The 26,857-nt window shown below is 63.5% G+C and carries 31 protein-coding genes; 18 read left to right on the forward strand and 13 right to left on the reverse strand.

From position 1 onward, the window contains the following. Window positions 1-4 precede the first annotated feature (4 nt). Entirely contained in the window at window positions 5-1,024 is a 1,020-nt protein-coding gene (locus tag AC1D1B_RS17265; protein WP_477333677.1) for a P1 family peptidase, read from the reverse strand. Further along, window positions 1,024-2,094 (reverse strand): branched-chain amino acid ABC transporter substrate-binding protein, encoded by a 1,071-nt coding sequence (locus AC1D1B_RS17270; protein ID WP_477333678.1) that lies wholly within the window; start codon window positions 2,092-2,094, stop codon window positions 1,024-1,026. Before AC1D1B_RS17270 ends, AC1D1B_RS17265 begins: the two co-directional genes overlap by 1 nt. Window positions 2,095-2,274: 180 nt before the next feature. Here AC1D1B_RS17270 and AC1D1B_RS17275 point away from each other — a divergent pair, with 180 nt between their 5' ends. From AC1D1B_RS17275 to AC1D1B_RS17305, 7 genes are all read left to right on the forward strand, one after another. Beyond that, window positions 2,275-2,802 carry a flavin reductase gene (locus AC1D1B_RS17275; RefSeq protein WP_477333679.1) on the forward strand — a complete coding sequence of 176 codons (528 nt, stop codon included), beginning with the start codon at window positions 2,275-2,277 and terminating at the stop codon, window positions 2,800-2,802. Beyond that, complete coding sequence (locus AC1D1B_RS17280; RefSeq protein ID WP_477333680.1) at window positions 2,799-3,728, forward strand: AAA family ATPase; 930 nt, start codon at window positions 2,799-2,801, stop codon at window positions 3,726-3,728. The genes AC1D1B_RS17275 and AC1D1B_RS17280 overlap by 4 nt, the downstream gene beginning before the upstream one ends. 4 nt (window positions 3,729-3,732) lie before the next feature. Further along, window positions 3,733-4,998 (forward strand): vWA domain-containing protein, encoded by a 1,266-nt coding sequence (locus AC1D1B_RS17285; protein WP_477333681.1) that lies wholly within the window; start codon window positions 3,733-3,735, stop codon window positions 4,996-4,998. 45 nt (window positions 4,999-5,043) lie between these two features. Beyond that, window positions 5,044-5,382 carry an XdhC family protein gene (locus AC1D1B_RS17290; protein ID WP_477333682.1) on the forward strand — a complete coding sequence of 113 codons (339 nt, stop codon included), beginning with the start codon at window positions 5,044-5,046 and terminating at the stop codon, window positions 5,380-5,382. 2 nt (window positions 5,383-5,384) lie between these two features. Next, window positions 5,385-6,089, forward strand: coding sequence for an XdhC family protein (locus AC1D1B_RS17295; protein ID WP_477333683.1), 705 nt, complete (start codon window positions 5,385-5,387; stop codon window positions 6,087-6,089). After that, window positions 6,086-7,696, forward strand: a complete 1,611-nt coding sequence (locus AC1D1B_RS17300) for an NTP transferase domain-containing protein (RefSeq protein WP_477333684.1) — start codon at window positions 6,086-6,088, stop codon at window positions 7,694-7,696. Before AC1D1B_RS17295 ends, AC1D1B_RS17300 begins: the two co-directional genes overlap by 4 nt. A 248-nt stretch (window positions 7,697-7,944) precedes the next feature. Further along, on the forward strand, window positions 7,945-8,799 hold the full coding sequence (locus AC1D1B_RS17305; protein ID WP_477333911.1) for an alpha/beta hydrolase family protein: 855 nt from the start codon (window positions 7,945-7,947) through the stop codon (window positions 8,797-8,799). Window positions 8,800-8,814: 15 nt separating this feature from the next. Here AC1D1B_RS17305 and AC1D1B_RS17310 read toward each other — a convergent pair whose 3' ends face one another. Next, on the reverse strand, window positions 8,815-9,873 hold the full coding sequence (locus AC1D1B_RS17310; RefSeq protein WP_477333685.1) for a DUF1176 domain-containing protein: 1,059 nt from the start codon (window positions 9,871-9,873) through the stop codon (window positions 8,815-8,817). A gap of 125 nt (window positions 9,874-9,998) precedes the next feature. On the opposite strand from AC1D1B_RS17310, the gene AC1D1B_RS17315 reads away from it, so the two are divergent. Then, window positions 9,999-10,505, forward strand: coding sequence for a DUF1993 domain-containing protein (locus tag AC1D1B_RS17315; RefSeq protein ID WP_477333686.1), 507 nt, complete (start codon window positions 9,999-10,001; stop codon window positions 10,503-10,505). 58 nt (window positions 10,506-10,563) lie between these two features. Here the strand turns inward: AC1D1B_RS17315 and AC1D1B_RS17320 are convergent, their stop codons facing one another. After that, the gene (locus tag AC1D1B_RS17320) at window positions 10,564-10,728 is read right to left on the reverse strand and encodes a hypothetical protein (protein ID WP_112395048.1); all 165 of its coding nucleotides are present in this window, start codon (window positions 10,726-10,728) and stop codon (window positions 10,564-10,566) included. Window positions 10,729-11,133: 405 nt separating this feature from the next. Here AC1D1B_RS17320 and AC1D1B_RS17325 point away from each other — a divergent pair, with 405 nt between their 5' ends. The 3 genes from AC1D1B_RS17325 to AC1D1B_RS17335 all read left to right on the forward strand — a co-directional run bounded on the left by AC1D1B_RS17325 (window position 11,134) and on the right by AC1D1B_RS17335 (window position 14,094). Further along, window positions 11,134-11,595 (forward strand): hypothetical protein, encoded by a 462-nt coding sequence (locus tag AC1D1B_RS17325; RefSeq protein WP_477333912.1) that lies wholly within the window; start codon window positions 11,134-11,136, stop codon window positions 11,593-11,595. A gap of 113 nt (window positions 11,596-11,708) precedes the next feature. Next, entirely contained in the window at window positions 11,709-12,776 is a 1,068-nt protein-coding gene (locus tag AC1D1B_RS17330) for an aldo/keto reductase (RefSeq protein ID WP_477333687.1), read from the forward strand. Between the two features lie 52 nt (window positions 12,777-12,828). Next, window positions 12,829-14,094 (forward strand): cysteine desulfurase-like protein, encoded by a 1,266-nt coding sequence (locus tag AC1D1B_RS17335; RefSeq protein WP_477333688.1) that lies wholly within the window; start codon window positions 12,829-12,831, stop codon window positions 14,092-14,094. Between the two features lie 7 nt (window positions 14,095-14,101). Here AC1D1B_RS17335 and AC1D1B_RS17340 read toward each other — a convergent pair whose 3' ends face one another. From AC1D1B_RS17340 to AC1D1B_RS17365, 6 genes are read right to left on the reverse strand one after another with little or no spacing between them, the layout of a single operon-like run. Then, complete coding sequence (locus AC1D1B_RS17340; RefSeq protein ID WP_477333689.1) at window positions 14,102-15,130, reverse strand: histone deacetylase family protein; 1,029 nt, start codon at window positions 15,128-15,130, stop codon at window positions 14,102-14,104. After that, window positions 15,127-15,648, reverse strand: coding sequence for an N-acetyltransferase family protein (locus AC1D1B_RS17345; protein WP_477333690.1), 522 nt, complete (start codon window positions 15,646-15,648; stop codon window positions 15,127-15,129). The genes AC1D1B_RS17340 and AC1D1B_RS17345 overlap by 4 nt, the downstream gene beginning before the upstream one ends. 3 nt (window positions 15,649-15,651) lie before the next feature. Further along, window positions 15,652-16,149: a 2-thiouracil desulfurase family protein gene (locus tag AC1D1B_RS17350; protein ID WP_477333691.1), complete on the reverse strand. Its 498-nt coding sequence runs from the start codon at window positions 16,147-16,149 to the stop codon at window positions 15,652-15,654. A 36-nt stretch (window positions 16,150-16,185) separates the two neighbouring features. Continuing rightward, window positions 16,186-17,115, reverse strand: a complete 930-nt coding sequence (kce, locus tag AC1D1B_RS17355; RefSeq protein ID WP_477333692.1) for a 3,5-dioxohexanoate:acetyl-CoA acetone transferase — start codon at window positions 17,113-17,115, stop codon at window positions 16,186-16,188. 10 nt (window positions 17,116-17,125) lie between these two features. Then, window positions 17,126-18,493 (reverse strand): aminotransferase family protein, encoded by a 1,368-nt coding sequence (locus AC1D1B_RS17360; protein WP_477333693.1) that lies wholly within the window; start codon window positions 18,491-18,493, stop codon window positions 17,126-17,128. Between the two features lies 1 nt (window position 18,494). Further along, the gene (locus AC1D1B_RS17365) at window positions 18,495-20,135 is read right to left on the reverse strand and encodes a N,N-dimethylformamidase beta subunit family domain-containing protein (protein ID WP_477333694.1); all 1,641 of its coding nucleotides are present in this window, start codon (window positions 20,133-20,135) and stop codon (window positions 18,495-18,497) included. Window positions 20,136-20,290: 155 nt separating this feature from the next. On the opposite strand from AC1D1B_RS17365, the gene AC1D1B_RS17370 reads away from it, so the two are divergent. Further along, complete coding sequence (locus AC1D1B_RS17370; protein WP_008875526.1) at window positions 20,291-20,539, forward strand: ParB N-terminal domain-containing protein; 249 nt, start codon at window positions 20,291-20,293, stop codon at window positions 20,537-20,539. A gap of 119 nt (window positions 20,540-20,658) precedes the next feature. Further along, window positions 20,659-21,615: an alpha/beta fold hydrolase gene (locus AC1D1B_RS17375; protein ID WP_477333695.1), complete on the forward strand. Its 957-nt coding sequence runs from the start codon at window positions 20,659-20,661 to the stop codon at window positions 21,613-21,615. 62 nt (window positions 21,616-21,677) lie between these two features. Here AC1D1B_RS17375 and AC1D1B_RS17380 read toward each other — a convergent pair whose 3' ends face one another. Beyond that, window positions 21,678-22,712, reverse strand: coding sequence for an isopenicillin N synthase family dioxygenase (locus tag AC1D1B_RS17380; protein WP_477333696.1), 1,035 nt, complete (start codon window positions 22,710-22,712; stop codon window positions 21,678-21,680). Between the two features lie 198 nt (window positions 22,713-22,910). Between AC1D1B_RS17380 and AC1D1B_RS17385 the strand changes: the two genes are divergently transcribed. Further along, window positions 22,911-23,309 carry a GFA family protein gene (locus tag AC1D1B_RS17385; RefSeq protein ID WP_477333697.1) on the forward strand — a complete coding sequence of 133 codons (399 nt, stop codon included), beginning with the start codon at window positions 22,911-22,913 and terminating at the stop codon, window positions 23,307-23,309. 118 nt (window positions 23,310-23,427) lie between these two features. Next, window positions 23,428-23,619 (forward strand): hypothetical protein, encoded by a 192-nt coding sequence (locus tag AC1D1B_RS17390; protein WP_112561471.1) that lies wholly within the window; start codon window positions 23,428-23,430, stop codon window positions 23,617-23,619. A 205-nt stretch (window positions 23,620-23,824) separates the two neighbouring features. Here the strand turns inward: AC1D1B_RS17390 and AC1D1B_RS17395 are convergent, their stop codons facing one another. Beyond that, a complete protein-coding gene (locus AC1D1B_RS17395; RefSeq protein WP_477333923.1) occupies window positions 23,825-24,034 on the reverse strand; it encodes a hypothetical protein in 210 nt (69 codons plus the stop codon). Here AC1D1B_RS17395 and AC1D1B_RS17400 point away from each other — a divergent pair. Both AC1D1B_RS17400 and AC1D1B_RS17405 read left to right on the forward strand, forming a co-directional pair. Then, complete coding sequence (locus AC1D1B_RS17400; protein WP_477333913.1) at window positions 23,937-24,962, forward strand: glycoside hydrolase family 25 protein; 1,026 nt, start codon at window positions 23,937-23,939, stop codon at window positions 24,960-24,962. The two genes, AC1D1B_RS17395 and AC1D1B_RS17400, sit on opposite strands and share 98 nt — an antisense overlap. Before the next feature lie 136 nt (window positions 24,963-25,098). Further along, window positions 25,099-25,602: a DUF2314 domain-containing protein gene (locus AC1D1B_RS17405; protein WP_477333698.1), complete on the forward strand. Its 504-nt coding sequence runs from the start codon at window positions 25,099-25,101 to the stop codon at window positions 25,600-25,602. 4 nt (window positions 25,603-25,606) lie between these two features. Here the strand turns inward: AC1D1B_RS17405 and AC1D1B_RS17410 are convergent, their stop codons facing one another. Further along, window positions 25,607-26,551: a LysR family transcriptional regulator gene (locus AC1D1B_RS17410; RefSeq protein WP_477333699.1), complete on the reverse strand. Its 945-nt coding sequence runs from the start codon at window positions 26,549-26,551 to the stop codon at window positions 25,607-25,609. Between the two features lie 104 nt (window positions 26,552-26,655). Between AC1D1B_RS17410 and AC1D1B_RS17415 the strand changes: the two genes are divergently transcribed. Beyond that, window positions 26,656-26,829, forward strand: coding sequence for a hypothetical protein (locus AC1D1B_RS17415; RefSeq protein ID WP_477333700.1), 174 nt, complete (start codon window positions 26,656-26,658; stop codon window positions 26,827-26,829). The last annotated feature ends 28 nt before the right edge of the window (window positions 26,830-26,857 follow it).

Below are 26,857 nucleotides of genomic sequence, written 5' to 3' on the forward strand. Positions count from 1 at the left end.
CAATTCAGCGCGACGACCAGACCGGAAACAGATCGCCATCGGCCGGCGTCGCGGAATGGACGCCGCGGCTGATGGCGCGCGCCATGGTGGCGCCCGCCGCGGCAAAGAAGTCGACCGCCGCGTCGGCGGTGAGCTCGATGCCGCTCTTGCCAGTCGCCAGTGCGAACACCAGGTCGCCGTCAGCCGGGGTGTGCACCGGCCAGATGGCGTGCACGAAACCGTCATGCGCTGAGATGGCCAGACGCTTGGCAGCCGCCTTGGTCAGCACGGCGTCGGTGGCGATGACGGCGATGGTGGTGTTGCCGCCGGCCTCGCCATTTCCGCCGACACGCTTGTCGCGATATTTCAAAAGGATCCGCCTGGCATCGTCGGGCATCGGTGAGGGATAGCCGAGGCCGCCGAACTCATCGCCGATTTCGAACGGTGCTGCCCAGAAATAGGGCGTTCGGGCAATGGTCACCGAGCCGGTCGGGTTGGCGGCGGCGAGCGCGCCGATGGTGATGCCGCTGTCGAGCACGGTCGAGGCCGAGCCGAGACCGCCCTTCAGCCCGGAACTAAGCGCTCCGGTACCGGCGCCGACGGTGCCGAGCGGAAAGTCGATCGCAGCGGTCTGGGCGGCTTCGTAGCCGAGGTCGCGGTAGGGGGGATAACGACCCCAATCCTTGTCGCCGCCATTGCGCAGGTCAAACAGGATCGCCGCCGGCACGATCGGCACGCGAAAGCCGCCGACGTCGACGCCGATGCCTTTTTCGCGCAACGCTGCCTGTACGCCGGAGGCGGCGTCGAGACCGAAGGCCGAGCCGCCCGAAAGCACGACGGCATGAACCGCTTCGATGGAATTGTGCGGTTCGAGCAGGTCGGTTTCGCGCGTGCCCGGCGCGCCGCCGAGGATCTGCACGCCGCCCACCGCCGGTTCGTCGCACAGCACCGCCGTCACCCCGGATTTCAACCGGGCATCGCTGGCGTTGCCGACGCGCAAGCCGGTGACATCGGTGATCAGATTGCGCGGCCCGGTGCGGAACATCAGTTGGTCTCCGCCGGTACAAAACGCGTTCCGTCGAAACGGAAGGCGCGATAGAGGCTCTGGCTCAGATCGCCTTTGTCGTCGAACCGCAGCGGCCCGATCGCCGTGGTGAAATCATGCGCGGTGAGCGCGTCGGCCAGCCCCTTGCCTGACGTTTCGGACGCTGCCGAGGCAGCCTTGGCGATCTCCACCGCCGCATAGGCCGGTAGCGTGTAGCCATCCGGCGCAATGTTTTTGGCGGCAAAGGCGGCCAGCACCTTGGGATCGGCGACATCGGCCCATTCCGGCGGCGCGATCATCAGCGTACCCACGGCGTAAGGCACGTCGCCGGTTGGCGCACGCATGTTCTCGCCCCCCGCAAAAACAATGCCCGCCTCGAGTTGGCCGGCGTCGCGGCCCATAACGGCGATGTCGTCGCCGTCGCCGCCGGCAAAGACATGCGTTGCGCCTGATTTCTTCAGCCGACCGATCAGCCCGATCTGGTTGTCGAGCTGCGGCCGGAACGTATCTGTGAAGACCGGCTTCAGCGCCGCCTGTTCGGCTGCGGCCCTGAGCGTCTCGGCGATTTCGCGGCCATAGATAGTGCCGTCATCGACGATGGCGAACAGTTCGCTCTGCCACAGCCGAGTGAGGATGGCGGCCACCGCATTGCGCTCGTCGTCGCCGCGCGGACCCAGCCGATAGACCGGCCAGCCGGTCTTGGCGCGGCGATCGGTCAGGCTTTCGGTGCGCACGCCGACGGTAATGACCGGTATGTTGGCGTCCTTCAGGATCGGCAACGCCGCCTGGATTGCCTCGGTGCAGAGGAAGCCGACAACGATATTGACCTTCGCGGCCGCGAATTCCCTGGCAGCCGCCGCCCCGCCATCGGCGGTGCAGGCATCGTCGATCGTCTTGATCTCCAGGCCATTGGCTTCCGCCGCCAAGCCAGCGCCTGCCTCGATCTGTTTGCCGAGGATCGCCGACGGGCCGGACAGGGGGGCGGCGACGCCGACTAGCAGCGTCTGAGCGCCGGCGCTTGCCGGCAGCAGCCAGAGCAGTGCCGCTATTGCAACTGTTAGGGGTCGCATTCTGACGAAGAATTCCTCCGTGCCGGTCGCATGCTTCCAGCGCCACTTCCGCCAAGACCTAAAGGCTGCCCGCCCCAGGCGCAACACGGGAATTTGCGGATTGGCGTCAAGCACTTCGCTTGTGGCCTATTGTGTGCCGCCATATATAACGCTTGGGTTCCTGCTTATGGAAAATCATCAGTGTTGAAGTTGAACGACATAGGGCCGCAGGCCTATCGCGACGCGATGGCGCATTTTGCCGGCCACGTCCATGTGGTGACCACGGACGGCCCCGCCGGCAAACGCGGCACCACGGTGATCGCCGCCTGTTCGGTATCGGACACGCCGCCGACCGTGCTCGTCTGTCTCAACCGCGAGAATTCCAGGAACGAGCTGTTCGTGCAAAACGGCCGGTTTGCGCTGAACACGTTGGCTTCGCACCAGCAGCCGCTATCGGTGGCGTTTTCAGGCCTGACCAACCTGTCGTCCGATGAGCGTTTCGCGCTCGGCGAGTGGGACGTCATATCGACAGGCGCTCCGACCTTGAAGGGCGCTCTCGCCGTTTTCGACTGCGAATTGATCGACACCAAGGATCTGGCCACCCATCGTGTGCTTTTTGGCAAGGTGACAGGCCTGCGCATGGGCGATAATTTGCGGCCGCTGATCTACCACGCCCGCGACTACCACGTGCTGGAAAGCGGAGCAGAGGCGTCAACGGAGAAAGAATGACCGAGCTGAAACCGCGCCCCGCGCCGCGGACGATCGACGAAACGCTCGATCTCCTGACCGGCGCGGACTATGTCGCGGACCGCTCGCTGGCAACGGTGCTGTTTCTGTCGCTGCGCATGCAGCGGCCGCTGTTCCTCGAAGGCGAGGCCGGCGTCGGCAAGACCGAGATCGCAAAAGTGCTGGCGCAGGCGCTCGGCCGCAGGCTGATCCGCCTGCAATGCTATGAAGGCCTCGACGTTTCGTCTGCCGTCTACGAGTGGAACTATGCCGCGCAGATGATCGAAATCCGCATGGAGGAGGCGGCCGGCAAGGTCGATCGCTCCGACATGGAGCGCAATGTCTTCTCCGAAAAATACCTGATCCGCCGACCGGTGCTCGATGCGCTGACCGGCAAGGCAGGTGCCGCCCCGGTGTTTTTGATCGATGAGCTCGACCGCACCGACGAAGCCTTCGAAGCATTCCTGCTCGAAATCCTGTCCGACTTCCAGGTGACGGTGCCCGAACTCGGCACGATCAGGGCGGAAGAGCCGCCGATCGTCATCATCACCACCAACCGCACCCGCGAGATCCACGACGCGCTGAAGCGGCGCTGCCTCTACCACTGGGTCGACTATCCCAATGCCGAGCGCGAGCTGGAGATCGTTCGCCGTAAGGTGCCCCAGGCCAATCAAAGGCTGTCGGCGGAGGTGGTTTCCTTCATCCAGAAGCTGCGCCGGGTCGAGCTGTTCAAGGCGCCGGGCGTTGCCGAAACTATCGACTGGGCCGGCGCGCTGACCGAGCTCGACAAGGTGGCGCTCGATCCCGAAACCATCTCCGACACCATCGGCGTGCTTTTGAAATACCAGGACGACATTGCCCGCATCGGCGCGGGCGAGGGCCGGCGCATCCTCGACGAGGTCAAGGCCGAGCTTGCGGCGGCGGAGTAGGGCAGTGAACGCGCCGGGTGCCTACCCCAAAGAGGCCGACCTCAGAGAGGCGACGGAAGACGGACGCATCGCCGACAACATCGTCTATTTCGCCCGCACCTTGCGCAAGGCCGGAATGCGGGTCGGACCGGCTTCGGTCAAGGATGCCATTGAAGCGGTGCTCGCCGCCGGCATCGGCTCGCGCGACGATTTCTACTGGACGCTGCACGCCGTGCTGGTTTCCAGGCACGAAGATCACCCGACCTTCGACGAAGCCTTCCGGCTGTTCTGGAAATCGCGCGAACTGATCGAGAAACTGCTGGCGATGTTCTCGCCGGTGGCGCCTGACACCAGAGAGAAGCAAAAGCCGCGCGCGGCCGAAAACCGCGTCAGCCAGGCGATGTTCGAGGGCCACGAGAGAAACCAGCCGGTCAGGGAAATCCCCGAGATCGAGGTCGACGCTCGCCTTACCTTCTCCGGCAACGAGGTACTGCGCGGCAAGGACTTTGCCCAGATGAACGCCGCCGAGATGGCCGATGCCAAGAAGGCGATTGCCCAGCTGCGGCTGCCCTTCGACATGGTCAGGACGCGGCGTTTCAAGGCCGACGCACATGGCCGCCGCATCGATCCGCGCGCCATGATGCGCTCGGCCGCGCGCACCGGCGGCGAGCTGATCTTGCCGAAATTCCGCTCGGCCCGCCAGGTTCACCCACCGCTGGTCGTGCTCGCCGATATCTCAGGCTCGATGAGCCAATACACGCGCATCTTCCTGCATTTCCTGCATGCGCTGACCGAAAAACGCCGGCGCGTGCACACCTTCGTCTTCGGCACGCGGCTGACCAATCTGACCCGGCAGATGCGCCACCGCGACCCCGATGCCGCCCTTGCCGACTGTTCGGCGGCGGTGAAGGACTGGTCGGGCGGCACGCGTATCGGTGACACGCTGGCCGAGTTCAACAAGCAGTGGTCGCGCCGCGTGCTCGGGCAGGGCGCGGTAGTGCTTTTGATCACCGACGGGCTGGAGCGCGACGATGTCACCGGCCTGTCGGAAGAGATGGAGCGCCTGCACAAATCCTGCCGGCGGCTGATCTGGCTCAATCCCTTGCTGCGCTTCGACGGCTTCGAGGCCCGCGCCCGCGGCGTCAAGGCGATGCTGCCGCATGTCGATGAGTTCCGCTCGGTGCACAATCTCGACGCGCTGGCCGACCTCTGCGCCTCGCTGGACAAGAAGTCCGCCGCTTCGGTCGATCCTCGCCGCTGGCTGGACGCTGGTGTCAGGCGCGCGGCATAGCCATATGTTATCCCATCGGAAAAACAGACTTTGAGGCAAGCGATCATGGACAACAGCATCTATCTCGATGAGGCCCGCGACCCGCTGATCATCGCGGAAGGCTGGATGAAGGACGGCAAGGATGTCGCCATTGCCACCGTGGTCGAGACCTGGGGTTCGGCGCCACGGCCGGCCGGCAGCCATCTTGTCATCGACGCCGACGGCAATTTCCACGGTTCGGTCTCGGGCGGTTGTGTCGAGGGTGCCGTGGTGAGCGAGGCGATCGACGTCATCGATTCCGGCAAAGCCAAGATGCTGGAATTCGGCGTCGCCGACGAAACCGCCTGGCAGGTCGGCCTGTCCTGCGGCGGCCGCATTAAGGTCTATGTGGAGCGGCTCGGTTAAGCATGGATCCGTACGCGCTCAAAACACTGAATGCCGAACGCCGCGCCCGCCGCGCGGCAATCCTGGTCACCGATCTCGGCGACGGCCGCGACCGCATCGTGCGCGAGGCCGATTCTGTCGCCGGCGAACTCGGGCAAGCGATCGCCAAGGCGTTTCGTTCAGGCAGTTCCGGTTCGGTCGAGGCTGAGGGGCGCACCTTCTTTCTCAACGCGCATCTGCCGCAGCCGCGCCTGGTGGTGATCGGCGCCGTCCATATCAGCCAGGCGCTGGCGCCGATGGCGAAGATCGCCGGCTATCCCCTGGAAATCGTCGATCCACGCACCGCTTTCGCCACGCCGGACCGTTTTCCGGACGTCGCGCTGCATGCTGAGTGGCCTGAAGATGTGCTGGAGCGCCAGCCGCTCGACAGCTACACCGCGCTCGCCGCCGTCACCCATGACCCGAAGATCGACGATTTCGCGCTGAAGGCGGCACTCGACGCCAATTGCTTCTATGTCGGCGCACTCGGCAGCCGCAAAACCCACGCCAAGCGCGTCGAGCGCCTGCTGGCGCTGGGCGCCAGTGCCGATCAGATCGCCCGTATCCACGCGCCGATCGGCCTCGACATCGGCGCGGCCAGCCCCGCCGAAATCGCTGTCGCCATTCTGGCGCAGACCATCCATGCCTTCCGCTCGCGCGGGCTGGAAGCGAAAGGCGCTGCGGCGTGAAATTCGGGCCAGTTCCGATCGATCAGGCTGAAGGCGCGGTGTTGGCGCATGCCACCACGGCCGGCGAGCGACGCTTTCGCAAGGCACACCGGCTGAGTGCCGAAGACGTGGTGGCGTTGAAGGCGGCCGGCATTGCCGACATCGTTGCGGCGGTGCTTGCTACCGATGATCTGAGCGAGGATGCGGCGGCTGAAAAGATTGCTGCCAGCATGGCTCACCGCAACATCGAGGCGAAACCTGCTGCAACTGGCCGAGTCAACCTCCATGCCAAGGCGGCCGGCGTCTTCACTGTCGACGCGGCCATGATCGACGCCATCAACGCCGTCGACCCCACCATCACCATCGCCACGCTGGCGAAGCACGCGCCGGTCGAGCAGGGCCAGATGGTGGCGACGGTCAAGATCATCCCGTTCGCCGTTGCCTCGGCCCTGGTCGATGAGGTGGCGAAAATCTGCGCCGGCGGCGAAATCTTCGCCGTCAACGCCTACCGGCCGGTGCGCATCGGCGTCATCCAGACCGTGCTGCCAGGCATCAAGGCCAGCGTGCTCGACAAGACGCTGCGCGTCACCGAGGCGCGGCTGGCACGCTCCGGCGGCCGGTTGACCACGGAGCGGCGCACGCCGCACGAAATTGCGCCCGTCGCCGAGGCGGCCGCCGCGTTGGCGCGTGACAACGACATGGTGGTGATCTTCGGTGCCTCGGCGATGAGCGATTTCAGCGATGTCGTTCCCGCCGCGATCGAGAGGGCGGGCGGTACAGTCATCCGCGCGGGCATGCCGGTCGATCCCGGCAACCTGCTCGTGCTCGGTACGCTCGACGGCAAGCGCGTCATCGGCGCGCCGGGCTGTGCGCGCAGCCCCAAGGAGAACGGCTTCGACTGGGTGCTCGACCGGCTGATCGCCGGCCTCGAGGTGACAGCGAAGGATATTGCCGGCATGGGCGTCGGCGGGCTCTTGATGGAAATTCCGACCCGCCCGCAACCGCGCGAGCCGCTGCCGGCCAGAGCCGGGTTGAAGGTCGACATCGTGCTTCTGGCGGCCGGGCGCTCCAGCCGCATGGGCGGGCCGAACAAGTTATTGGCCCTGTTCGACGGCAAGCCGCTGGTGCGCCGCACCGCCGAACGGGCGCTCGGCTCGAAGGCCTCGGCCACCGTAGTCGTCACCGGCCATCAGCGTGAGCGGGTGCATCACGCCTTATCGGGCCTTGACGTGACCTTCGCCGACAATCCGGATTTCGCCGACGGCCTGTCCTCGTCGCTCAAAGCCGGCATTGCCCGGGTTGGGGCCGACGCAGCCGGCGCCATGATCGTTCTCGGCGACATGCCGGGCATCTCCGCAGCCGACCTCGACAGGCTGATCGATGCCTTCCGCAAGGCCGGCGGCCATTCGGTGGTGCGCGCGGCGCATGACGGCCGCCGCGGCAATCCGGTGCTTTTACCGCGCGCGCTGTTTCCAGCCATTGCCCATCTGGAAGGCGACACCGGCGCCCGCCATCTGGTCGAGGCCGAAGGGCTTGACGTCATCGATGTCGAGATCGGTGATGGCGCGTCGATCGACGTCGACACCCGCGAAGCGCTAGAAGGCGCCGGCGGCGTGCTGCAGGATTGACAAAGCCCGGCTGAAAAACGCATGGCTGAAGGATGGTTCTCTCTTCACTTGCCTCTGCGCTTCTACCCCCCTCTGGCCTGCCGGCCATCTCCCCCTCAAGGGGGGAGATAGGCAGTTTCGATGGCGGCGTCCACCTTGTAACTTTGGAGATTGGCGAAGGCCGAACGCGTGTCCAATCTCCCCCCTTGAGGGGGAGATGGCCGGCAGGCCAGAGGGGGGTGGCCGCACTCTATGCCCTTCTGATTGCGCTGCTTTTCCTGTTTTCCGGCGTCCACGCCGACGCGCTCGAGCTAAAACCCTACAAGGACGATCTCTTCGCCTATCCGGCGACACTCTCGTCCACGGACAAGGGCGCTTACACCGTCATCGACTACCGCGAGATGCGCGATATCAACGCCCGCGACGAAGTGCCGGAAAAGCGCGTGCATGCGCAGTATACCGACACCGGCGTGCGCAAGGTGCAGCAGGATTTGATGCTGAAAACCGATGCCGGCGATGTCAGGCACGTGGCCGTCGGCAAGACCGAGGGCGCCGGCATCATCGTGCTTTACCTGCATGGGCAGGGCGGCAGCCGCAAGCAAGGCGTCGACGACTTCACCTTCGGCGGCAATTTCAACCGCATCAAGAACCTGATGGCCGGGAATGGCGGCCTCTATCTCTCACCCGATTTCACCGATTTTGGCGACAAGGGCGCAGCCCAGGTCGCAGCACTGATCGGCCATTATGCCGAGGCCTCGCCGGACGCGAAAATCTTCGTCGCCTGTGGCTCGATGGGCGGTACGCTGTGCTGGAAGCTGGCCGGCCGCAACGACACGGGGCGGCGCATAAACGGGCTGCTGCTGCTCGGCTCGCTATGGGATGACAGTTTCCTGTCGAGCCCGGCCTACAGGCGCCATGTGCCGGTGTTCTTCGGCCAGGGCAGCAAGGACCCGGTTTTTCCCGTTGAGAAGCAGGAAGCTTTCTTCCGCTCCATCATTGCGAACTCGAAAGCCTATCCGTACCCGACCCGTTTCGTCCGTTTCGAGACCGGCACCCATGGCACGCCGATCCGCATGGTCGACTGGCGCGAAACGCTGAACTGGATGCTGTCCAAGGCGCCTTGAACCGACGGCAATCGCTCAAGGTGCGGTGTTGTAGTCGACCACCGCTTGCGGATTTTCCTCGCCGTCATAAGAGGCGTCCACATCGTACTGGACCAGCGAGAAATTGCCGTTGCGAAACAGATACGTGCCGGCATCCGAGGCATCGCCAACGCCACGCCATTTGTTGAACGTGCTGATCGTCCTGGTCTCCTCGTCATAATCGGAGTTGGTCGCCCAGCCCGAAGTGTGGAAACCGATGACGGTCACGCCCAGCAATTTGCCGTCGCTGTCATTGTTCTCGTAACGGATATCCAGTTCCGGCTCGGTGAACTGCAACTGCAGGACGCCAGACACCTCGTCGGTCATGTAGTAGATGGAGGCTTCATTGTAGGCCGCCGCCGAGCACGAGAAATGAAACAGCCGCGTCTCTTTTTCGGGATCGCCGGGCTGTGCGTCCTTGTCCTTGTATTTGATCGAAAAAACGGTTGGTGCATCGGCCAGGAATTGTTTGTCGCACTGGTCGCCATAGGTGGGCAGGAAAGCCTTCTTGGCCTGTTCGAGCGCTGTGTCCTTCTTCGGCGGCGGCGGGCCGTCGCCGCAGCTTGCCGGCAGCGCCTCCTCGAAATCGGCCTTGGACGGCTTCAGCGCGCCCTTGTCGATGAAGATCGGGCGGAATGGCGGAGCCTGGATCTGAGCGCTGACCTGGCGCAGTGTGTAGCAGCCGGCGAACACCGCTTCATTGCCGTCCTTGTCGGTGGCACGGATGGCGACGGGGACGCTGTAATAGATGCTACCGGCCGCACCTTCGTCGGAAATCGCACCGGTTTCGACATCGACCTTGTCGGTGCCGTCATAGCCATTGACGAAAGTATCGAAATCCTTTGCCGGCTTGGTATCGCCGTAATAGCCCCAGGCGCGGGCGAATTCGTGCCGGTTGATGGCGCTGTAGAGCGAGCGGATGACAGCGGCGGCGTCCGACCTGTCGTCGACATAAGGCGCCTGGTCATCGGCTGCCGGTTCATCGTCGGCGAACACAGCTTGGCCGGATACAGCAAGGGAAAAAAAGGCGGCCGCCACCAGAAAGATGCGTCTCATCGGAGAATCTCCACCACGGCAAGATTCTATCATAGAGATTGCGGCGACGTGGTGACGCTTGAAAAATCGCCGGGGAAGGCGCTACGTCCCGCCGTCGGCGCTTCAGCCGCAATGGAGATTTGAACGTGACACTATCGATGTATGAAGCCTCGGTGCCGGTGTTTTCGGCCAGGCTGAAGGCGCTGTCCGGCGTGCTGACGGCGGCCGAACAGAATGCAACTGAACGTAAAATCGACCCGCAGGTGTTTTTGACCGCAAGGCTGGCGCCGGACATGTACGCGCTGGTGCGGCAGGTGCAGGTCGCCACCGACCACGCCAAGGGCGCGCCGTCTCGGCTGGCCCGCCGCGAGGTACCGAAATACGAAGACAATGAAGCGACCTTCGCCGAGCTTCAGGCACGCCTCACCAAAACGCTCGACCTGCTGGCTTCATTCTCGGCTGCCGAATTCGATGGTTCGGATGACAGGGTGGTCGAACTGAAGTTTGGCCAGCGCGAGGTCTCGATGCCCGGCATGCAATATCTGCTGCAGGTCGCCATGCCCAACTTCTATTTCCACGTGACCACGGCCTACGACATTCTGCGCCACAATGGCGTGCCGCTGACCAAGGGTGCCTATCTCGGTAATCGTTGAAGAATTCGGCGTTCCGAGGTTTCCCGGTCGCTGCCGGGAGACCTCATCTCGCGCTGGTTCAGCGCACGGACATTTCGCGCGCTATGCGCGGAAAATCGGCCGGCTTGATGCCGATGTCGGCGCGGTCGGCATTGCTCATCGAATGCAGCAATGCCAGTGCCGAGCGGTAACGCTGATGCTCCTGCGGACGCGGACGAGCAAACATTTCAGTGAAGAACCCCATGATTCGGCCCCTAGTTGATCCTCCACGACGCTGAATATAGGAAAATTGTGAAGATTGTGCAGTGCAGCATTTGCATGGCAGCCATGCCGAGTTAATTTTTTTCGGCACAATTGGCTCATGCGCTGAAACTTTTGGCTGGTGCCGACCGTACGCATAGACGCTGGCACATGGCCGGCTTTTCCTCGCCACTCCTGGCGAATTTTCCGGACTGCATGAAAGTGCAGTCCGGCTTTTTGTTGAGCTTCCCCACCATCAACCGGTCCGCGCAAGCCTGGCGAACGCCTAAACTGGTTAAGATCAGTGGCATTCATTTTTAACGAGCCGGTTCTATGCTGCGACCGGCTCTGTTCGCATACGCAAAACGAGGGGGAGGCTGACATCGGCGCCAAGCGGGATTTCGCTTCCTTGCTCGACGATCTGTTCGTCGCCTCCGACAAGGACGGCGAGGAGACCGGCGCGCGGCCGTCGATCCCGTTCGACTATCTCTCGGTGGCCGACGAACTTCACTCCGGCCGCATCAAGGTCTCCGGCGAGACCTTTGCCGCCGAGTATCGCGAAGCGGGAGCTGATCTCGCCGCCGAATTTGCAGCCCTTCTCGATCATGCCAAACTGGCGCTCGCCGGCGAAGAAACAAAGCCTGAGGAAAAACTGCCGCCGATCGATCCGGAGGCGATAGCCGTCGAACTCGGCCTCGACCATCCCGTCAAGAGCGCTGACCTTGGCCGCATGCGTCGCAGCTTTGCTTTCGCCAACCATCCCGACCGCGTCGCGCCGCATCTGCGCCAGCGCGCCATGATCCGCATGCAGGTCGCCAACATGCTGATCGACGAAGCCAAGCGGCGCGCTGTCGCCGGTGCAAGGCGCTAACGTTTCAAGCAAAAGTCGGTCAACTGAGGCTTGGAGAGCGCCGCTGCTTTCCCTATAAAAGCGACTTCCTTCCCGCGCAGTCGCGCCAGCATTCCCTCCGGAGCAGAAATTCCATGCACAAGCGCCGTCTCGGTCGGACCGATCTTCTTGTTACCCAGATCTGCCTGGGGTCGATGACCTGGGGCCAGCAGAACACCGAGGCCGATGGCCATGCGCAGATGGATCTGGCTTTTGAGCGTGGCGTCAATTTCATCGACACCGCCGAGCTTTACCCGATTCCGCCCAAGGCTGAGACACAGGGGCGAACGGAAAAGATCATCGGCAGCTGGATGAAGGCCAATGGCAATCGCGACAAGGTCATCCTGGCCTCGAAAGTGGTCGGCCGCACCGCCAACAGCTGGTTTCGTGGCGACCGTCCATCGAAACTGGTGCGCGCCGACATCTTTGACGCCATCGACAAATCGCTGGCCAAGCTCGGCACCGACTATCTCGATCTCTACCAGATCCACTGGCCGGAGCGCGACATTCCGTGGGGCGCCAATCCGACCCGCGTCGGCGCCACGCCGCGCCGCGCCGATGCCGTCGGCGCGCCGGCAGGCGAGACGCCGATTGCAGAGACGCTCGCCGTCTTCGACGAACTGGTGAAGGCGGGAAAAATCCGCCATCTCGGCCTGTCGAACGAAAACTCCTGGGGCGTCATGCGCTTCATCGCCGAGGCCGACAAGGGCGTCGGTCCGCGCGTCGTTTCGCTGCAGAACGCCTACAATCTCGTCAACCGCACCTTTGAGGTGAACCTGGCCGAAGTCTGCGACCGCGAAGAGGTTGGCTTTCTTGCCTATTCGCCGCTGGCGCAAGGCTATCTCACCGGCAAATACGACCACGGCGCCCGCCCGCAAGGCTCGCGTTCGCAGCTGTTCAACCGCGGCCAGCGTTACGAGACGCCGAATGCGGCGGAGGCGCAGCTCGAATACAACGAACTGGCGCGCTCCTTCGGCCTCGAGCCGGCGCTGTTCGCCAACGCCTATGTCGCCAGCCGGTCTTTTGTTACCTCCAGCATCATCGGCGCGACGACGATTGCCCAGCTTGAGATGGCGCTGTCCTCAGCCGACGTGACCTGGACGGAGGAGATGCAGAGGGGCGTGGATGCGATCCACCAGCGCGTCGGCAATCCGTGCCCGTAGGCAGGTCACCGAGGCAGAATTGCCGAGCAAAGACAAGGGGAAGGGGACAGCAATGGATTTTCCGATCGAGACCGTCAGGGGGAAATTTCCGGCGCTGGACCTGACCGACAAAGGCCGCCGGCGCATCTATCTCGACAATCCGGCCGGCACGCAGGTGCCACACGCGGTTGCCGACGCGGTAGCGCGCTGCCTCTTGACCACCAACGCCAATCTCGGCGGCTATTTCGAGACCACGCTGGCCGCGCAGAAGGTGGTCGACGACGCCCATGCGGCGATGGCCGATTTCCTGGGTGCGGCGAGCGCTGAGGAAATCATCATCGGCGCCAACATGACGACGCTGACCTATCACATGTCGCGCACGCTCGGCCGCGGCTTCAAGCCGGGCGACGAGATCATCGTCACCCGCATGGATCACGAGGGCAATGTCTCGCCCTGGCTGCAACTGGCAGAAGACCTTGGCCTCGTCGTTCGCTTCCTGCCCTTCGACGAGAACAGCTGGCAGGTCGAAGAGGCGACGCTGAGCGGCCTGCTCACCGACAAGACCAGGCTCGTTGCGCTGAACTATGCCTCGAACCTCACCGGCTCGATCAACCGGGTCAAGGCGCTGACGGCAATCGCCAAACAGGCCGGCGCACTGGTCTATGTCGATGCCGTGCAGTTCGCCCCGCATGGCCTGATCGATGTGCAGGAGCTCGGTTGCGATTTTCTGGTCTGCTCCGCCTACAAATTCTTCGGCCCGCATATGGGCATCCTTTGGGGGCGTCGCGATGTCATCGACGCGTTGCAACCCTACAAATGCCGCTGCTCGTCCAACGGCCTGCCGGAGCGTTTTGAACTCGGCACGCCACAGATCGAACTGATGGCCGGATTGACGGCGGCGGTCGATTATTTTGCTGAACTGGGAGCTGCGGCGGGCGAGGGCGGCTCGCGCAGACGCAAAATCGCCAGGGCATTCGAGGTCTCGATCGCCTACGAAAACCGGCTGGCGCTGAGGCTGATCGCTGGCCTCTCGGACATTGAAGGTCTGACCATCCGCGGCATCACCGATCCGAAGCGCGTCAGCGAGCGCGTGCCGACGGTTTCCTTCACCGTCGACGGCATCGTGCCGGAGACGATCGTGCGGCAGATGAACGCCGAAAACATCTTCCTGTGGTCGGGCCACAACTACGCCTGGGAGATCGTCCACCAGCTCGGCATTCCGGCCGAGCAGGGCGTCGTGCGCATAGGCATTGCGCATTACAACACGGCAGCCGAAATCGATGAGACGCTGGAAAGCGTGCACCGGATTATCGCCATGCTGAGGCAACAGCGGCGCTGATCCGCTTCTATCGCTGTTTGCCACCGAAGCCGGTGAGGAAAGCGGTGAGGTTGTCGCCGAGCGCGTCGCAGAGATAGCCGCCTTCCTGGACGATTACCGTCGGCAGCCCGAGCTTCGCAATCGCCTCACCGATGCGTGAAAAGCCAGGTGTGGTCACCGAAAGCCCGCCGAACGGATCGCCTTCGAACGCATCGAGACCGAGTGCCACGACCAGCGCATCCGGCGAGAAGGCGCGGATACGCTGGAACGCCACGGCGAGTGCTTCGAGAAACGCTGCGTCGGCGGATTTGTGCGGCAGTGGCAGGTTGAAATTATAGCCGAGGCCCGGCCCTTCGCCACGCTCGTCGGCATGGCCCCAGAAGAACGGATAGAAGCGCACCGGATCGGCATGCAGCGACACCGTCAGCACGTCGGGCCGGGCATAGAAGATGCCTTGCGTGCCGTTGCCGTGATGCAGGTCGACATCGAGGATCGCCACGCGCGCTGCCTGCTTGCGCAGCACTTGTGCGGCGACCGCCGAATTGTTGATGAAGCAGAAGCCGCCGGCGACATCGGCAAAGGCATGATGGCCGGGCGGCCGGCAGAGCGCATAGGCGGCAGGCGCGCCTGCCATCACCGCTTCTGCCGCCTCGACCGCGCTCCAGGCACTCCATAGCGCGCTCTGCCAGGTCTCGGCCGAGATCGGGCAGGCCGTATCGGCCATGTGGTAGCCGGCCTGGCCGACAGCGGAAGCCGGATAGGCGCCGTCGCGGGCGAGGGGATGGATGTTGGGGATGACTTCCGCCGATGCGCCTTCGATGCGCTGCCAGCGGGCAAAAATGTGTTCGAGGAAGGCCAGATACTCCGGCGTATGCACGGCCGCTACCGGCCCGAGCCCATGATCCCGGGGTCGTTCGATCGCCAATCCAGAAGATTTTGCGCCGGCTAACAATCGCTCGGTCCGCGCCGGCTGTTCGGGGTTGGGTTGCGGCGCACCGCTGGACAAAAAAGCCTTCGGGTCGTGGCGTTTCTGCTCCTCGGCAAAGAAGGCTTTCATTCCGTGTTCCCATCCTGCGCTGCATCGGCAAAGGCAAAAAAGGCATCGCCGACGATCTTCTGCGTCTGCTCGTAATGCGCCCAGCCAATGCCGAGCTTTTCATAAAAGGCCTTGGCGCCCTCATTGTCGGTATCGACCGACAGCCGGAGATAGGCGCCGCCGTCCCTGCGGCAGTCGCGCGCGACCCGGCGCAGCAGCTTTTCGCCGATCTTGCGGCCGCGAAACCGGTCCTCGACATAAAGGTCTTGGATATAGACGCCGGGCCGGCCCATCCAGGTCGAGAAGATCGGGAAATGCAGGCAGAGCCCGGCAAATTCGCCGCCAACCTCGGCGATCAGGGTGGAGAAGGCGGGTTTTTCGCCAAAGCCGTAGCGGCGGAGATCATCGGCGGTGGACGTGATTTGCTGATGCTCGCCGATATGGGTGCCGAGCTTGAGCAGCGCGGCGTAGATGGTGTCGACGTCGTCGATGGTGCCAGGGCGGATAACGGTATCGCTGGTCTGGATTTTGTCCTGCATGAATCAGGCCGCGGTTCCGGCTGAACCGTTCAGGAGATCGTCAAGTTCGCCGATATTGTCTTCCGAAAAGACGCGAATACCGTTGGCTTCCAGCAGCGCGGTAGTCGTGCCGCGGCCGGCCACGCGCTTGCCGGAAAAACTGCCGTCATAGACGAAGCTTGAGCCGCAAGACGGGCTGCCGTCGGTGAGAACCGCATAGCGGCATCCCGTTTCCTGGGCGAGTTCAAGCGCAAGCTGCCCGGCTTCGAGATAGAGCGCAGTCACATCGTTTCCGGTCTGCTCGACCACCTGGCCTTGGCCGTGCAGCACAGCACCGGCTGCGCCGCGAATTTCTGCGGGGGGACGCGGCGTGGAGAAGCCTGCGGCGACTTCCGGGCAGATCTGCACGACCCGGCCTTCCGCCTGCCACCGCGTCAACACCGGATGGTTGTTGAGACGGTAGGAGCCGTTGTAGCGGACGTGGCTGCCAAGCAGGCAGGCTGAGACCAGAATCCTTTCCATGTCAGCCTCCTTTTACCACGCGATCCCGTGCAAGCCCTAGAAGGCCACCCGATCGCCGCCCTTCAGCGCCAGCATGTCGCGCGCCTCCGCCGGTGTGGCGACGTCCAGCGACAGCCCGTCGAGAATGCCGCGGATGCGGCGCACCTGGTCGGCGTTGGATTTCGCCAGCTGGCGGCCATCATAGAGGCTGTCCTCCAGCCCGACGCGGACATTGCCGCCCATCGCCGCCGCAATCGAGATCAGCGGCATCTGGTTGCGGCCGGCGGCGAGCACCGAGAATTGGTAGCTGTCGCCGAACAGCTTGTCGGCGATGCGCTTCATGTGGATGAGGTTATCGGGATCGGCGCCGATGCCGCCCAGAATGCCGAGCACGAATTGAATGAACAGCGGTCCGGACACCAGGCCGCGATCGCGAAAATGCGCCAGCGAATAGAGATGGCCGACATCGTAGCATTCGAACTCGAAGCGCGTGCCGCAGCCCTTGCCGAGTTTTTCCAGCACACCTTCCATGTCGGCAAACGTGTTCTTGAAGATCGTGTCGCGGGTGGCTTCGAGCAGTTTTGGTTCCCACTCGTGCTGCCATTCCCTTGGCTTGTCGAGCATCGGGAACAGCGCGAAATTCATCGAGCCCATGTTGAGCGAGCACATTTCCGGCTCTGCCCTGAGCGGTGCGGCCAGCCGCTGGTCCAGCGTCATCAGCGACGAGCCGCCGGTGGTGATGTTGATCACCGCGTCCGTCGCCTGCTTGATGCGCGGCAGAAACTGCATGAACACCTCAGGGTCGGCGGTCGGCCGACCGTCCTTGGGATCGCGGGCATGCAGATGCAGGATCGAGGCGCCGGCTTCGGCTGCCGCAATGGCGTCGGTCGCAATCTGATCCGGTGTCAGCGGCAGATAGGGCGACATGGACGGCGTGTGCACCGAGCCGGTGACCGCACAGGTGATGATGACTTTCCTCGGCGCCATCTTTTGTTCCTCAGCCTTCGACCGGCAGGTCGAGTTCGGCGGCCAGAACCTCCAGCGAATCTCCGATGATGGAAATGATCTCGCCGACCTGTTCAGCCGTGACGATCATCGGCGGCGCGACCATGAAATTGTCGCCGTCGACGCCGCCCTTGACCCTGCGGCCATAGATGATCAACCCGCGTTCATAGGCGAGGTCTAGCAGGCGCTGGGTGGCTTTCTTGCCCTGATCGATCGGCCGCAGCGTCTCGGGATCGGCGACCATTTCGGCGCCGGTGAGCAAGCCTTTGCCACGCACGTCGGCAATGAACGGAAAGCGCTTCGCCAGCCCTTTCAGACCGTCCATCAACACGTCGCCCATGGCGGCGGCGTTGGCGACGAGGTCGAGCCGGTCCATCTCGCCGAGCACGGCGAGCCCGGCAGCGCAGGCCAGCGGGTTGCCGGCATAAGTGTGGCCATGCTGGAAGCCGCCCGACGCCAGCAGCGGCTCAACCAGCCGCATCGGGGCCGCCAGCGCGCCGAGCGGCGCATAGCCGGAGCCCAGCCCCTTCGACAACGCGACGATGTCGGGCTTGCAGTTCCAATGGTCGCCGCCGAGGAATTTGCCGGTGCGGCCGGCACCGCTCATCACTTCGTCATGGATGAGCAGGATGCCGTAGCGGTCGCAGATCTCGCGGATGCGCGGATAATAGCTGTCCGGTGCGACGAGGGCGGACGTTGCAGCACCGCCGATCGGCTCCATGATGAAGGCAAGCACGCTGTCCGAGCCTTCAGCCTGGATTTTCTCTTCCAGCATGTCGGCATAGCGAATGCCGCGCTGTTCCATCGAGAGATTGTCGCGGTCGCGCCAGGCGGTCGGCGCCGGCACGGTCGGCATTACCCGCATCATCGGCGTGAAGGTTTCGGCCAACGCGTCGTCGCCGGTGATGGAAAGCGAACCCAGCGTGCCGCCATGATAGGAGGGAAAGCGGGTGATCACCTTGTAGCGGCTGGGCTGGCCTGTCGCGACCGCCCATTGCCGCGCCAGCTTGATGCAGGATTCAGTCGCTTCCGAGCCGCCGGACACGAAGAAGATGCGGTCCATGCCTTCGGGCAATTTGCCCGCGAGTTCCCGCGCCAGTTCCTCGGCCGGCTCGTTCTCGAAATGCAGGCGGTAGGCGAAGGTGGCGCGGTCCATCTGCCGCTTCATGGCGTCGAGTACGTTGCGGTTGGAGTGGCCGATATTGGCGACCATCGGCCCGCTCGATCCGTCGATGAAGCGGCGACCGTCCTGCGTCCACATATAGATGCCTTCGGCGCGGTCGATCAGCGGCCGGCGCAGACTGGAGAGGTAGAACAGATGCGACGCGCGGCGGGCTTCGGGTGCGGCAGGTTTCTGCATGTCAGGACTTTCCGAGATAGCGGTCGATTACATTCTTGGTCACGCGCTCGACCATCGGGTCCTGCCTTAGCAGGCCTGCCACCCATTCGCAGCTTCCAGCGTGGAAAACCTCGCCCCTGCCGCGCGGGAAATTGACGATCATGCCATTGCCGCGTTTGACTTTTTCCAGATTGGCGTCAGTCGCTTCGCCGAACAGCGTCTCGGCGGTGAAGCGGCCATCCTCGTCGGTCAGGAACTGATCCTCGATCGGAATGTCGGCGCTTTCCTCGACCTGGCTGGCCATGCCGACGGCCAGCACCTGCAGCCCGTCGGGCGCGCCGCTTTCCGGTGTCGGGTAGGGCAGGCCGCCACGGATTTCGAAATCAAGCCCGTCGACCTCATAGCCGTAGACATGGCTGTCGGCGCCGAGCAGGTCGCCATAGTAGATGCCGGTGCCGGCGAAGGCCCAGTGCTCGGGACGGTAGACCGGAAAGCCGCGCACGCCGCGCGGCGCGCAGCCGCCCCATCCGGCATAGACGCCGCGTGTGGCGTTGAGGCCGAAGGTCGTTGCGCCGGGGCGGCCGATCTCCGGTGCTTCCCAGGAATTGGTGGCGCGGGTGACGTCGCCGCCGCGGTAAGTCGGGTCTTCGGCCCGTGCCCGGTATTTGTAGCAGACCTGCCGGCGGCCTTCGTCCTCAAGCCTGGTCTGCCACATGAAATTGCCGGCAAAGCGCGCCGCATGGCCACCATTCGCCACATAGGCATCGACCGCATCGCGCATTTCCCAGGTCCAGTATTCGTCATGGCCGACGAAGACGACGCAGTCGTAGCCGTCGAGGATTTCGCGCGCAAAATGCAGATCGTGCTGGCTGGCGAGATCGACGCCGTAGCCGGCGCGCTCGGCAAAGCGGAAGAAGTGGCTGTCATAGCTCGCCCAGCCGGAGGAGGTGTATTTCTTCGAATGTCCCGTGGCGTAAGCCCATTCCATATGGGGATAGCGCGGCACGGTTTTTGGCGGCACCGCGACCTCCAGCGGCACCCGCGGCGCATCCTTCGGCAGCACGACGAAGCCACGGCACCACGGCCGCTGCGTCGACACCATGCGCGCATACTGGTCACGGCCCGGGCCGGTGATGCCCTGATAGGCGTTGGAGCCGCCCCATGTGTTGTAGGAAAGCCAGGTGCCGGTCGCCGCCACCTGCAGCACGCGGCCGGGTTTTCTGCCGGCTTGTGGGGCGACAATGATGAGGTGGTGGCAAAGGATCGGCTTGCCGTCGTGCCCATGTGCCGTGAGCGTCAGCCGGTAGGCTCCGGAAGGCCAATCGTCCCCTATGCGGAATTCGAACGACGCCTCCCAGCCGCAGCCTTCGACCGAGCACTGGTCAGGCGTGTCCTGCCAGCGTGCCGACAGACCTGTTTGCTCGAAGACTTTTGTCTCGCTGCCGCCGTCGCGGACAATGACAACGCCGAAGCGCGGCGCCGTCGAACTGACATGCAACGTTACGGTCTCACCCGCGCGATAGGAGAAGCGGTCTGAATAACACCAGATCTCACCGCGCTCGCCATCCATCCCCGGCCATTCGTAATAATGGCCGCGCACCGCCTCGCGGCGCTGCTCGGGCGTCAGCCCGAAATCGGGGAATTCGGTCGGCAGCTGGGTCATGAACACCGGAAAGGATCGAAGGCCGCCATTTCGGCTATCTGCCGGCCAAGCGTCAAATGGAAACGATCGGGCCAGCAATTGCTTAGCCGCTCTTGGCCGCTCCCGCCAAACCGACTATCTCAGGCGAGGCGGTATTTTCCGTCTCGAGAGCCGGCATGCTGAGAGTGCAGAAGGTCAAGGTCGACGACATCTACGTGCCGACGGCGCGCAAGAAGACGCTGCATCCCGAAACGGTCCGGCATCTGGCCGAAGACATTCTGGAAAACGGCATGAAGACGCCGATACAGGTCCGCCATGACGGCAAGCGCCACATACTAGTCGAGGGCCTGCACCGGCTGGAAGCCGCCAAATGGCTCGGCGAGACCGAGATCGACGCCTATCTGGTGCAAGCCAAGCGCCATTGAGGCGCAGTCTCCGACCCATCAACAACAGCCGGCCGATCGTCGTTCCGCGGATTTTTCGCGGACCGTGTCGGCATGCTGCGTGCTTGCCCGTCCTTGGGGCAGAAGCTGAGGAGACTGACATGTCCAGACCAATCTATTTCGCCATTCTTGCCTCGGTCGCTGCCTTGTTCGCAGTGCCCGGCCCAGCCAATGCAGAGGAGACCAAGCCCGCCATGACCACCGAAGCAACAGCCATGCCGAAGCCTGAAAAGTCCGGCCTGCTGCCGATCGACGGCCTGAACTACTATTATGCCGTCTATGGCAAGGGCGAACCGCTGCTTCTGCTGCATGGCGGCCTCGGCACATCCGACATGTTCGCACCGCTGCTGCCGAAGCTGGCGGAGAACCGCACCATCATTGCCGTCGACCTGCAAGGCCATGGCCGCACCGCGCTTGGCGAACGGCCCTTCAGCCTGGAAGGGATGGGCGACGACATGGCCGCCATCGTCAAGACGCTTGGCTACGACAAGGTCGACGTCATGGGCTATTCGCTGGGCGGCGGCGTTGCCTTCCGCATGGCGGTCCAGCATCCCGAAACGGTGCGCCGGTTGGTCCTGGTTTCGACCGGCTTCGCTGCCAATGGCTTCTATGATGAGATGCGTCCGCAGCAGGCGCAGGTCAGCGCGGCTGCCGCCGATTTCATGAAGGACACGCCGATGTACAAATCCTACGTTGCCGTGGCGCCGCGCCCGGACGATTTCCCGAAACTGCTCGACGCGCTCGGCAACTTCATGCGCAAGGATTACGACTATTCAGCCGATGTCGCCAAGCTGAAAATGCCGGTCATGTTGGCCTATGGCGACAGCGACATGTACAAGCCCGAGCACGAGATCAAGTTCTACCAGATGCTCGGCGGCGGGCTGAAAGATGCCGGCTGGATGCGTGAGAACCTGTCGCAGAACCGGCTGGCCATCCTGCCCAACCGCACCCATTACGACGTCTTCTTCGCGCCGGAGCTGACGGCCGCGGCACTTCCCTTCCTCAATGGCGAAACCAAGGTGAAGACCTGGGACGAGATCGTCAGCGAAACGAAATAGTTTGGTCTGAAATGCAGGCCGGCCGTCTCGAAAGAACCGGCCGGTTTTTTGTGCCTGCGAAACTACGAAGCCTTGGCGCGGCGCGGCTCGCGCAAATGCTTGATGCCGCTCATCTCGACGAAATTCGTCGCCGACTCCCAGAGATAGTCGCCATAGAGAAACGGCTCGAACGGGGCGGCGCCGGCGAGCGGCAGCGGCGCGATCTCGGCATCGACGCGTGGCTCGTAGAAGAACGGGATCGAAAAGCGCGCCGTCTTCGGCGCGATCACCCGGTGCCGCGTCGCCCGCACCCGCCCGCCGGTCCAGCGCTCGAGCAACTGGCCGAAATTGACCGCCAGCGTGCCGTCGGCGGGCGGCACGTCGATCCAGTCGCCGGCAAGGTTTTTGGCTTGCAGCCCCTCGACACCGTCCTGCGCCAGCAGCGTGACGAAGCCGGAATCGGCATGTTCACGCCCGATGATGGTGCGCGTCTCGCCCTTATGGATCACGGAAAACTCCGGCCCGCTCAGGTCGACACCGCTGTTGGCGTCGCGCAAGGGATAGCGGATCAGCCGCAGCGTCGAGATGCCCCCGTCGAAATCGGCATCGAAGATCGTTTCCGACAGGCCGAGGCCGCGCGCGATCGAGCGCATCAGCGCGTTGCCGAGCGCTTCCATGGCCAAATAGTAGCTTGCGGCAGAAGCGCGCCAGTCGGGCGATATCGCTTCGGACGGCAATGGCGTTGCCTCGCGCAACGGGTCGTCCGCATCGTCGCTGCCGACGCCTCGCGCATGCGCAATGTCCGGCCCCATGTCGATGCCTTCCTTGTAGGACACCGCGGTCGGCTGCAGCGGGAACCAACCGCGATAGACGTTCTTCTTCGTGCGGTCGAAATTCCAGCGTAGCAGCTTTGCCTTCTCGGCGTCGGGCAGGGCGAAGATGTTGAGCAGCAGCAATCGCTTGTCCCGCGTCAGCCATTCATCACCCGGAAAATCCCGGATTGCCATGAAGCCGATGCCGGACGCGGCAGCCAGGATCCGCGCGTCGGTGCGCTCGCGGCCGGGCGAGGGCGGCCCGAACAGATCCGCGACGGCAATGGTTTCGATATCCTGCGCCATGGTTTCCTCCCGGCCGACCTAGCCACAAGACAGGCGCGGCCGCCGGCTGGCTGTCAATGCTTCGCCGCCGCCTGGGTTGGGCCAGTGGCAGCCCATCGGTCGTATCAGCGCAATCGATAGCGCCATCAGGGCTTTTCAATTGACCGAGAGCTGCCTGTCGTTACTTCCAAGGACCTTCAGCGCGATGGGGTTCAGATGATGGCGAAATATCAGGGTGGGTGCCTGTGCGGGGCAGTGCGCTACGGCACCGAAGCGGAGCCGCTCAACCAGCGCGTCTGCCACTGCCGGCGCTGCCAGAAGGTGATCGGCGCGGCCTTCAACGCGCGCCTGCTGTTTCGCATCGATGATGTCACGGTCGAGGGTCAGGTGGCGACGGTCAACACCTCGCCGGACCTCAAGCGCGGCTTTTGCGCCGCTTGCGGCACGACGCTGTTTTCCCGGCGCGACTCCGCCGGGATTGTCGGCATCACCACCGGCTCGCTCGACGATCCCTCGCTGTTCAAGCCGGAAATGCATATGTGGACCGCCTCGAAGCAGCCCTGGCTGCGGCTTGATGACGGCCTGCCGCACTATGAAGGTGCGCCGCCTCCGACCTGACGCCGGCCTTACCAAAAATTAAGCTCGAAACCACGACATAGCCGGCAAAGCGTCATTGGCGGGCCATGATTGCCTGCCTATCTATCGGCTGCGGGCCTGGTATTCGAGGAGACGACCGATGAGCGACAGAATCAACACCCTGGACGAGCTTTTGAGCGATCCGATGGTCCTGCTCGTGATGGAGCGCGACCGCGTGCGCCCCGAACAGGTTCGCCTGCTGCTCGAACGAGCGCGTCGCCCTGCTGTTGACGCCGTGCCACCAGCGCATGTGGTGGCCAAAAGCTGCATGCAGCAATGGCTCGGCAGGTAGGCGCTTCCCCTTCTCCCCTTGTGGGAGAAGGTGGCCTCGCGAAGCGAGGTCGGATGAGGGGTGTTCCAGGGAATGCCAACGCCTCACTCCGCTGGAACACCCCTCATCCGTCTCGGCGCTATCGCGCCGATCCACCTTCTCCCACAAGGGGAGAAGGAAGAAACATACCTAACAACTTGATTCAAACTTTATTGGTAATTTATCGTTAGTAATCGAAGCCGGTTTGTCCGGCGGCGTCTGTTTGCCTTCGGTCTGTTGTGTTTTGCGTACAGGTCCAGATGCGGATTTCAGGCGTCGTCAGTTTTATGGTGGCATCGCTGTGCCTTGCCGGCTGCTCGTCCACAGCGGGCGTCGATGCCTTGCAACCATCGAACGAGACGACCAGTTCGGTCATGCGGCCGAGCGCGCCGGTCACGGCGGCTCCGATGGAGACCGCCGACCTCGCGCCGATGCGGTCCGACCTGGTGGCCGACAACGCTGTGGCCGACAATGCGCCGCCCTTCTCTATGGTCGAGGAAGAAGAGGCCATCGTCGCGGACACACCTCAGGAGAGCGCCGAGCCACAGGTCGAGCCTGTGGCGTTGGTGTCGCCGCCGAAGCGGCTGACGCGCGCTGCGCCCGCAATGCTGGCCTCGCCCGTCACCCGCTACGGCTTTCGCGACGCCAAACCGATCAATTTTGGCAAGGCTTCGCCACGCTATCTCGCCGTGCATGGCGTCGACGTCTCGCGTTGGCAGGGCAATGTCAACTGGAGCAAGCTGCGCGCCCAGGGCGCCAACTTCGCCTACATCAAGGCGACCGATGGCGGCGACCATCTCGACCCGATGTTCATGAAGAACTGGCGCAATGCCGACGCCGCCGGACTGAAGCGCGGCGCCTATCATTTCTTCTACTGGTGCCGCACCGCTGGCGAGCAGGCCGACTGGTTCATCCGCAACGTACCGAAGATGGATGGCGCGCTGCCGCCGGTGATCGATGTCGAATGGAACGGCGAGTCTTCCTGCAAGCGGCGGCCGTCGCGCGCCACGGTGCTGGAGAAGATGCAGGTGTTCATGGATAAGCTCGAGCGCCACTATGGCCAGCGGCCGATCATCTACACCAGCCCGGATTTCTACCGCGACAATCTCAAGGGCGCCTTTCTCGATTACCCGTTCTGGCTGCGCGCGGTGGCGCGGCATCCCTCAAAGGTCTATCCCGGCCGCAAATGGCTGTTCTGGCAGTATTCCGGCTCCGGCCTGTCGCATGGCGTGACCGGCCGCATCGACCTCAACGTCTTCCATGGTGACGAGCGCGCCTGGCGGGCATGGGCGGGCGGGCAGACCACCGTCGCCGACGCCGACTGAGGGCTTCCTGCAGGGCTGGCGACAATGCCTTGGCTTGAATTTTCAGCGTCTCGCTAACGATCCACTCACTCTGTCTTTTAGCGGTATCGCAACAGCCCTCCGGTAACGTGCCCGTGATCGGGTTTCGGAGGGGTCCATGCGCAATCCAATTGTGGCTATCGCTGTTGTCGCCGCTGTCGGCTACGGCTTTTTCAATTCACTCGGGCATATGCCGGGTAGTGGCGACACGCTGGCGGAGTCGAAGCAAAACGTCGTTTCCTATTCCACCGAGGACAAGGCGATGCAGGCCGCCAAGACCAGCGGCCGCTCGACCCTCAAGCGCTTCCACGAGTTGATGGATGCCGGCACGCCCGGCACCTACACGGTGAAATTCCCGCTGACCCAGAACGGCGCCACCGAGCATATCTGGCTGCAGCTGGTCGGCTACAGCGACGGCTCCTATATCGGACTGCTCGCCGATGTGCCGGTCAACGGCAACAAGTACAAGATGGGCGACAGGATGACGGTGGCCGAAGCCGACGTTGAGGACTGGATGATCAAGAACGGCAAGGTGATCTACGGCGGCTACACCACCCGCCAGGCACTTGCGGATATGCCGAAGGAGCAGGTCGCCAAGTACGGGCTGATCTTCAAGGATTAGAGGTCTAGGCGCTGGCGAGCTTTATCGCCGGGCCTTGCGAGCTGTCGTCCCTCTCGCGTTCGCGTATCTCTGCGGTTTGCGCCAGCACCCACTCGCGAAACACCTTGATCTTGGGTGTGTTGCGGCGGCTCTCCAGATGCACCAGCCAATAGCCGTCGCCATCGGATCCAAGCACGTCGAATGGCTGTATCAACTGGCCCTTTGCCAAAAGGGCGCTGTAGAGGTTCTTGGTGAGGATCGCGGCGCCCCGATCGGTCAGCGCCGCCATCGCATCATAGGCCTGCGTACCCAGCTTCGGGCCCGCGATGATGCGATCGGGCTCGAACGGCACGCCGGCCGCTTCGAACCAGATTTCCCACCAGGGATCGTCGGCGCAGCATAGCGGCACCTTGTAAAGATCCTCGGGGCGATGGATGCCGCCGACGCTCTCGGCGAGTTTCGGGCTGAGCATCGGCGTGTAGTCTGCCTTGAACAGATAGTGCGCCGTGAGACCCTGCCATTTTCCACTGCCGGTGCGAATGCCGACATCCATGTCGCCGCGCGTGAAATCGACCAGCCCATGCGATGTATTCACCTTCACGGCAAGATCTGGATGCATCAGCTGGAATGTTCCCAGCCATACAGCCAGCCAGTTCGACGCAAATGTTCCCATCGTCGTGACGGAAAGCACCCCGCTCGCTCCACCCTTGGTGGCGAGCCATGCATCCGCCAAGGCCGAGAACGCGCCGGTTGCGAGCGGCGCCAACTGTTGTCCGGCCTCCGTCAGCGCAATCTGCCTTGTTTTTCTTATGAAAAGCGGCGTCCCGGCGCGTTCCTCCAGCACCTTGATCTGATAGCTGGCCGCCGACTGGGTCATGCCGAGCTCTTCGGCCGCCTTGGTGAAACTGCCCAGTCGCGCCGCGGCTTCAAAGACCCTGATAGCCCCTAATGGCGGTAGCTCCCAGCTCATGACGCATCAATCCTCCTGATGCATACTACGTGACGTTCGATTGGAAACCAAGACCGGAAAACGGCATGCTGTGTTCATCAGATCAAACCCTGGAGGATACGGCAATGACCACCACCATCGCTCTCTACAACACGCTTCGCCGCCCGGTGCTCGACCTCTTCACCGCTCCGTTCAGACCCCGCAAGCGCGGCCTGCTCGATCGCCGTTCGGTGTCGGATCATTTCCTTAGGGATATCGGGATGCTTGACGGACGCGTGCCTCCCGGCACCATTCGCTAAGCAAGCTCTTTGACCAAGGGAGGGAAAG

The sequence above is a fragment of the Mesorhizobium sp. P2_C5_2 genome (assembly GCF_056404535.1).

Bases quoted from the DNA above. Each gene is read 5' to 3' on its own strand.
- AC1D1B_RS17265 (WP_477333677.1), bottom strand. From the start codon at position 1,024: ATGTTCCGCACCGGGCCGCGCAATCTGATCACCGATGTCACCGGCTTG.
- AC1D1B_RS17270 (WP_477333678.1), bottom strand. From the start codon at position 2,094: ATGCGACCCCTAACAGTTGCAATAGCGGCACTGCTCTGGCTGCTGCCG.
- AC1D1B_RS17280 (WP_477333680.1), top strand. From the start codon at position 2,799: ATGACCGAGCTGAAACCGCGCCCCGCGCCGCGGACGATCGACGAAACG.
- AC1D1B_RS17290 (WP_477333682.1), top strand. From the start codon at position 5,044: ATGGACAACAGCATCTATCTCGATGAGGCCCGCGACCCGCTGATCATC.
- AC1D1B_RS17295 (WP_477333683.1), top strand. From the start codon at position 5,385: ATGGATCCGTACGCGCTCAAAACACTGAATGCCGAACGCCGCGCCCGC.
- AC1D1B_RS17310 (WP_477333685.1), bottom strand. From the start codon at position 9,873: ATGAGACGCATCTTTCTGGTGGCGGCCGCCTTTTTTTCCCTTGCTGTA.
- AC1D1B_RS17320 (WP_112395048.1), bottom strand. From the start codon at position 10,728: ATGGGGTTCTTCACTGAAATGTTTGCTCGTCCGCGTCCGCAGGAGCAT.
- AC1D1B_RS17330 (WP_477333687.1), top strand. From the start codon at position 11,709: ATGCACAAGCGCCGTCTCGGTCGGACCGATCTTCTTGTTACCCAGATC.
- AC1D1B_RS17335 (WP_477333688.1), top strand. From the start codon at position 12,829: ATGGATTTTCCGATCGAGACCGTCAGGGGGAAATTTCCGGCGCTGGAC.
- AC1D1B_RS17340 (WP_477333689.1), bottom strand. From the start codon at position 15,130: ATGAAAGCCTTCTTTGCCGAGGAGCAGAAACGCCACGACCCGAAGGCT.
- AC1D1B_RS17345 (WP_477333690.1), bottom strand. From the start codon at position 15,648: ATGCAGGACAAAATCCAGACCAGCGATACCGTTATCCGCCCTGGCACC.
- AC1D1B_RS17350 (WP_477333691.1), bottom strand. From the start codon at position 16,149: ATGGAAAGGATTCTGGTCTCAGCCTGCCTGCTTGGCAGCCACGTCCGC.
- kce (WP_477333692.1), bottom strand. From the start codon at position 17,115: ATGGCGCCGAGGAAAGTCATCATCACCTGTGCGGTCACCGGCTCGGTG.
- AC1D1B_RS17360 (WP_477333693.1), bottom strand. From the start codon at position 18,493: ATGCAGAAACCTGCCGCACCCGAAGCCCGCCGCGCGTCGCATCTGTTC.
- AC1D1B_RS17365 (WP_477333694.1), bottom strand. From the start codon at position 20,135: ATGACCCAGCTGCCGACCGAATTCCCCGATTTCGGGCTGACGCCCGAG.
- AC1D1B_RS17370 (WP_008875526.1), top strand. From the start codon at position 20,291: ATGCTGAGAGTGCAGAAGGTCAAGGTCGACGACATCTACGTGCCGACG.
- AC1D1B_RS17375 (WP_477333695.1), top strand. From the start codon at position 20,659: ATGTCCAGACCAATCTATTTCGCCATTCTTGCCTCGGTCGCTGCCTTG.
- AC1D1B_RS17380 (WP_477333696.1), bottom strand. From the start codon at position 22,712: ATGGCGCAGGATATCGAAACCATTGCCGTCGCGGATCTGTTCGGGCCG.
- AC1D1B_RS17385 (WP_477333697.1), top strand. From the start codon at position 22,911: ATGGCGAAATATCAGGGTGGGTGCCTGTGCGGGGCAGTGCGCTACGGC.
- AC1D1B_RS17390 (WP_112561471.1), top strand. From the start codon at position 23,428: ATGAGCGACAGAATCAACACCCTGGACGAGCTTTTGAGCGATCCGATG.
- AC1D1B_RS17405 (WP_477333698.1), top strand. From the start codon at position 25,099: ATGCGCAATCCAATTGTGGCTATCGCTGTTGTCGCCGCTGTCGGCTAC.
- AC1D1B_RS17410 (WP_477333699.1), bottom strand. From the start codon at position 26,551: ATGAGCTGGGAGCTACCGCCATTAGGGGCTATCAGGGTCTTTGAAGCC.
- AC1D1B_RS17415 (WP_477333700.1), top strand. From the start codon at position 26,656: ATGACCACCACCATCGCTCTCTACAACACGCTTCGCCGCCCGGTGCTC.